The organism is Rhizobacter sp. P2_H2, assembly GCF_056403375.1.
Genome location: NZ_JBFUFP010000697.1, coordinates 1 through 2954, shown reverse-complemented (window position 1 = coordinate 2954; position 2954 = coordinate 1). Strand labels below are relative to the sequence as shown.

The 2954-nt window shown below is 71.2% G+C and carries 2 protein-coding genes; both read right to left on the bottom strand.

Going from position 1 to position 2954, the window contains the following annotated elements:
- The coding region (locus AC1D15_RS24850) for a histidine kinase dimerization/phospho-acceptor domain-containing protein (protein WP_477828076.1) at positions 1-1978 on the bottom strand (1978 nt) is incomplete at its 3' end.
- A 7-nt stretch (positions 1979-1985) separates the two neighbouring features.
- Positions 1986-2954, bottom strand: a 969-nt coding sequence (locus tag AC1D15_RS24845; protein WP_477828075.1) for a substrate-binding domain-containing protein, incomplete at its 5' end; no start/stop codon positions are given.

Below are 2954 nucleotides of genomic sequence, written 5' to 3'. Positions count from 1 at the left end.
CGAACGGGTGGAAGAGCCGCTGCATCTGCGCGGCGTCCATGCCGATGCCCGAATCGCAGACCTCGAAGCGCAGTTGCGCCCGGCCCGTCTCGACCTCCAGCAGGTGGACGACCAGCTGCACCTGCCCGCGGTCGCTGAACTTGACCGCGTTGCCGAGCAGGTTCAGCAGSACCTGGCGCAGCCGCCGCTCGTCGACCTGCACCGCCTCGGGCAGCTCGCCGTGCAGCTCCAGCGTGAACGCCAGGTTCTTCTGCTGCGCCTTGATGCGGATCAGGTCGCCGATCATGCCGAGGAAGCTGGCCAGGTGGATCGGCGCCTCGACGAGGTCGAGCTTGCCGGCCTCGATCTTCGCGATGTCGAGGATGTCGTTGATCAGCATCAGCAGGTGCTCGCCGCTGCTCTGGATGGTCTTCAGGCCGGCCGCCTGCTGCTCGTCGAGCGTGTCGTCCAGCCGCAGGATCTGCGTGTAGCCGAGGATGCCGTTCAGCGGCGTGCGCAGCTCGTGGCTCATGTTGGCGAGGAACATGCTCTGCGCGCGCCGCGCCGCGATGGCGGCATCGCGGGCCGCGGTGAGCTGCTGCTCGGCGGCGCGCCGCAGCGTCGCGTCGCGCACCACCAGCACGCGCAGCGCAGCGCCGCCGTCCGGGTCGTCGAGCACCGCCATCCGGCTCACCGACACCTCGGCCGGAAAGAGCCGCTCGTCGCGGCGCTGCCCGATCGCGCTGCGCGGCACGGCCTGCTCGATCTCGAGCGGCGGATCGAAATCCGACAGCAGCTCGCCGACGGTCAGACCGTCCAGCTGCGACGCCGTCCACCCGAACATGCGCTCGCCGGCCGGGTTGAGCTGCAGCACCCGGTCGCCGCGCACGACGAGGATGCCGTCGGCCGTGTGGTCGATGATCGCCGCCAGCCGCTGCTGCTCGATCTCGAGCGAGGCGCGGGTGCGCGCCAGCTGCCGCCGGTCCTCCAGGAAGCGTTCGACCGCGCGCGCCATGTCGCCGATCTCGTCCTCGCCCTGCACCGGCACGGCCACCGGGCCCGTCTCCGGACGGTCGCTGCGCAGGTGGCGGCTCACCTCCTGCAGGCGGCCGATCAGGTGCTGCCCGAGGAACACCCGCGCCACCGCGATGGCCGCCAGCACGCTGCCGACGAACAGCGCGAAGATCCAGCGCTGGTGGCGCTCGGACGCGTCGACCACCTGCTGCACCGCCTCGCGGTAGGCGGTGGCCGAGGCGGTCGACCAGGTGCCCGCCGCCCTGCCCATCGCCTGCGACTGGCGGCCCATCTCGTCGCGCAGGCCGGTGATCACCCGCTGCTGCTCGATCAGCTTGCGGCGCATCGCGAGCAGCTCGGGCACGTCGGCGGCCAGCGCCGACCGCTGTGTTAACTCCTGCACCGATGCGGCCGACAGGCGGTGGCGCAGCGCCTCGACGTCGTCGAGCTGCGTCGCACTGCGCAGCTGGTACAGCAGCGCGACCAGCGGCAGCCGGTCGCGGCCGTACCGCGCCTCGAGCCGCAGGATGCTGTCGTCCATCATCGCCAGGTAGCGCAGCTCGGTGCCCAGCGAATCCTCGCGCAACTGCGTCGCCACGTTGGCCGAGTTGCGCAGCACCTGGCTGGCTTGGTGCAGGTCGAGCACGACCAGGTCGCCGCTGGTGGTGCTGATCTCGGTCACCACCGCATCGAAGCCCTGCAGGTGCTTGACCATCTGCGCATAGAGGCGGTGCAGCTCGCCGGCCGAGCTCGCGGTGATCAGCTGCGAGGCGTCGAGCGCGATCGTCGCGGTCTCGGCCACCAGGTCCTGCGCGAGGCGCACGCGCAGCAGCCGCTCCTCGGCGAGCTGCCGCGACGCGAGCGCAAGTTCGCGCACCGAATAGAGCGCGATCCCGCCGCCCGCCACGAAGACCAGCGCCAGCCCGGCCAGCGCCAGCGCGAACTGCCGGCGCAGCGAGTGGGGCAGCAGGCGGCGCGGGTTCACGCCGCGCTCAGCGCTTCCAGATCCGCCGGTAGGCGTCGCGGTAGCCGTTGCCGGGGTCGTAGAGCGTGCGCTGCTCGCCCCCGCAGGCGATGTTGTCGGCGGTGACGAGCCGCGGCGGCCCGACGAAGCCGCTCGTCGCCGCACGCGCGAACAGGCGGTTCAGCTCGTCGATCGTCTGCCAGCCCTGCTGGTTCAGCGGATCGGCGGCCGTCGCCGTCTGGAAGGATTTCGCCGCGATGCGCAGGAAGGCCGACGAGCTGCCGTCGCCGCCGGAGATCAGCCGCACGCCGTCGGCCGCCTGCTGCGCGGTGATCAGCGTCGGCACCATGTGGTCGAAATAGATGTCGTTGGGTGCCAGCGCATGCGTCCAGCGCTTGCCGTGGCGCTTCAGCAGCTCGGCGGTGACGCCGGCCATGCGGGCGCCGGTCTCCTCCATGCCGATGTCCATCATCTCGAGCACCTGGCAGTCCTTGCAGGCGCGGATCACCTCGGCCATCGCATTCGACTTGGTCATCGCCATCTGCAGCTTCGAGTCGGTGAAGATCACGACGCCGGCCCGGCCGCCGGATTCGAGGATCGCCTTCGAGGCGGCCATGCGGGCCACCAGCAGCGGATCGCTGGTCACGTTGGTGCGCACCGGCGTGCCGGCGATCGGGCCGGGCCACGGGTTGGCATGCCAGCTGACCAGCACGATGCCGCGCCGCTCGAACGGCGCCAGGTCGTACGGGCCGTAGCCCTTGGTCGCCGAGCCTTCCAGCGTCAGCCCGCCCATCAGCGCGATGCCGTCGGGGCCGAAGGCCATCACGTCCTGCATCACCTTGTCGCGCTTGGCAACGATGCCGCCGAGGTCGAAGACCTTGACGTTCCAGCCGATCACCGCGGCCGCCTCGCGCAGGCCGAGCGATGCGGCCAGCACGCCGCCGTTGCGCAGGTCCTCGATCACCAGTGCGATGTTCTTGCCGGGCACGGCGGGCGG